Annotated in this window: 1 protein-coding gene; it reads left to right on the top strand. The window is 65.8% G+C overall.

The features are described 5' to 3' along the window. Positions 1 to 15: 15 nt before the first annotated feature. Entirely contained in the window at positions 16 to 2,244 is a 2,229-nt protein-coding gene (gene purL, locus KDH09_10675) for a phosphoribosylformylglycinamidine synthase subunit PurL (protein ID MCB0220149.1), read from the top strand. Positions 2,245 to 2,306: the final 62 nt, after the last annotated feature.

A 2,306-nucleotide genomic window follows, 5' to 3' on the forward strand; every position in this document is an offset into this window, starting at 1 on the left:
AGTGGAAGTTGATTTATGGAACCCGAAGTCACCAAAGAACTCGCACGCGAGCACGGCCTGACCGAGGCCGAGTTCGAGGACGTCTGCAAGCACCTGGGGCGCACGCCCAACTACACCGAGCTGGGCATCTTCAGCGTGATGTGGAGCGAGCACTGCTCCTACAAGAGCTCGCGCATTCACCTCAAGCAGTTCCCCACCGAGGGACCCCAGGTTCTGCAGGGCCCGGGCGAGAACGCGGGCATCGTGGACATCGGCGACGGCCTCGGTGTGGCTTTCAAGATGGAGAGCCACAACCACCCCTCCTACATCGAGCCCTACCAGGGCGCGGCCACGGGTGTGGGCGGCATTCTGCGCGACGTGTTCACCATGGGCGCGCGGCCCTTCGCCAATCTCAATTCACTCTCCTTTGGCGAGCCCACCCACGAGAAGACGCCCTTCCTCCTGAGCGGCGTGGTCGCGGGCGTGGGCGGCTATGGCAACTGCATCGGCGTCGCCACCGTGGGCGGTGAAGTGCGCTTTGCCCCCTGCTACAACGGCAACATTCTGGTCAATGCGTTCAACGCGGGGCTCGTACCCAGCGACAAGATCTTCCGCGCCAAGGCCGCGGGCATCGGCAATCCCGTCCTCTATGTCGGCTCCAAGACCGGCCGCGACGGCATCCACGGTGCCACCATGGCGAGCGAGGAATTCGGCTCGGGCGGCGAAGAGCGCCGCCCCACCGTGCAGGTCGGCGACCCGTTTACCGAGAAGCTCCTGCTGGAGGCCTGCCTCGAACTCTTCAACAAGGACGTGGTCGTCGCCATTCAGGACATGGGCGCCGCGGGCCTGACCAGTTCCTCGGTGGAAATGGCGGCCAGCGGTGGCGTGGGCATTCGCCTCGACCTCGAAAAGGTCCCCACCCGTGAGCAGGGGATGACCGCCTACGAGCTCATGCTCAGCGAATCGCAGGAGCGCATGCTCATCGTCGCCAAGGTCGGGCGCGAACAGGAAGTCATCGACATCTTCGAGAAGTGGGATCTCGATGTCGCCGTGATCGGCGAGATCACCGACTCCAAGCGGATGCAGCTCTACTTCGACGGCAAGCAGGTGGCCGACATGCCGCTCGATCCACTTGCCGAGGGCGTCGTCTACGACCGCCCGCGCGCGCGCCCGTCCTGGCAGGACGAGGTGCAGGCCCTCGATGAAGACCAGATCAAGCAGCCCGAAGACTACAAGGCCGTGCTGCTCCAGCTTCTGGGCTCGGCCAATCTGGGCTCCAAGCGCTGGGTCTACGAGCAGTACGACTGCTTCGTGGGCAACCAGACGATGGTGATGCCCGGCTCGGACGCGGCGGTGCTGCGCGTGCTGGGAACGAAGAAGGCCGTTGCGCTCTCGAGCGACGTCAATCCGCGCCACTGCTACCTCGACCCCTATGAGGGCGCGGTCGCCGCCGTGGCCGAGTGTTCGCGCAACCTGAGCGCTTCGGGCGCGAAGGCGCTGGGAATGACCGACTGCCTGAACTTCGGCAATCCCGAGCGCCCCGAGATCGCCTGGCAGTTTGCCGAGTGCTGCCGCGGGCTGGCAGATGCCTGCCGCGCGCTGGAGATCCCGGTCGTCTCGGGCAATGTCTCGCTCTACAACGAGACGTCCGGCAAGGCGATCTACCCCACGCCGACGGTGGCGATGGTGGGCCTCATCGAGGACGCCGACAAGCACACGACCCAGCACTTCGCCAAGGCCGGCGACCTCATCGTCCTGCTCGGCCGCAATGTCGAGAACCTGGGCGGCAGCGAGTATCTCTCGCAGATTCACGGCATGGACAAGGGAAGGCCCCCCGCCGTCGACCTCAAGCTGGAAAAGAACATCCAGGCCCTCTGCCGCGAGGGCATCGAAAAGGGCCTCATCCAGTCCGCCCATGACTGCGCCGACGGCGGCCTGGCCGTGGCACTGGCCGAGAGCCTCCTTGACCGCTCCCGCGCCCGCGAGGACGCGCCCTTCCTGGGCGCCCGGATCGAGGTCGAGGACTACGGCCGCGCCGACTCCCTGCTCTTCGCCGAAGCCCCCAGCCGCATCGTGGTGACCGTTCGCGGTCAGGAAGACTTCGAGCAGCTCGCAGGCCTCTGCCGCGACCGGCAGCTTCCCTGCCTGCCGCTGGGCGAGGTCAATGACTCGGGCCGTCTGCAGATCAACGGCCTGGTAAGCGCCGAGGTCAGCGAGCTCTACGCCGCCTGGGACGGCGCGCTGGACCGGATTTTCAAGAAGTAGGTCTCACACAGCTCAAACTGAAACGGCGGCCCGCAGGGCCGCCGTTTCTTCCGTAATTGTAT

This window comes from Chrysiogenia bacterium (genome assembly GCA_020434085.1).
Classification (GTDB): domain Bacteria; phylum JAGRBM01; class JAGRBM01; order JAGRBM01; family JAGRBM01; genus JAGRBM01.

Bases quoted from the DNA above. Each gene is read 5' to 3' on its own strand.
- purL (MCB0220149.1), top strand. From the start codon at position 16: ATGGAACCCGAAGTCACCAAAGAACTCGCACGCGAGCACGGCCTGACC.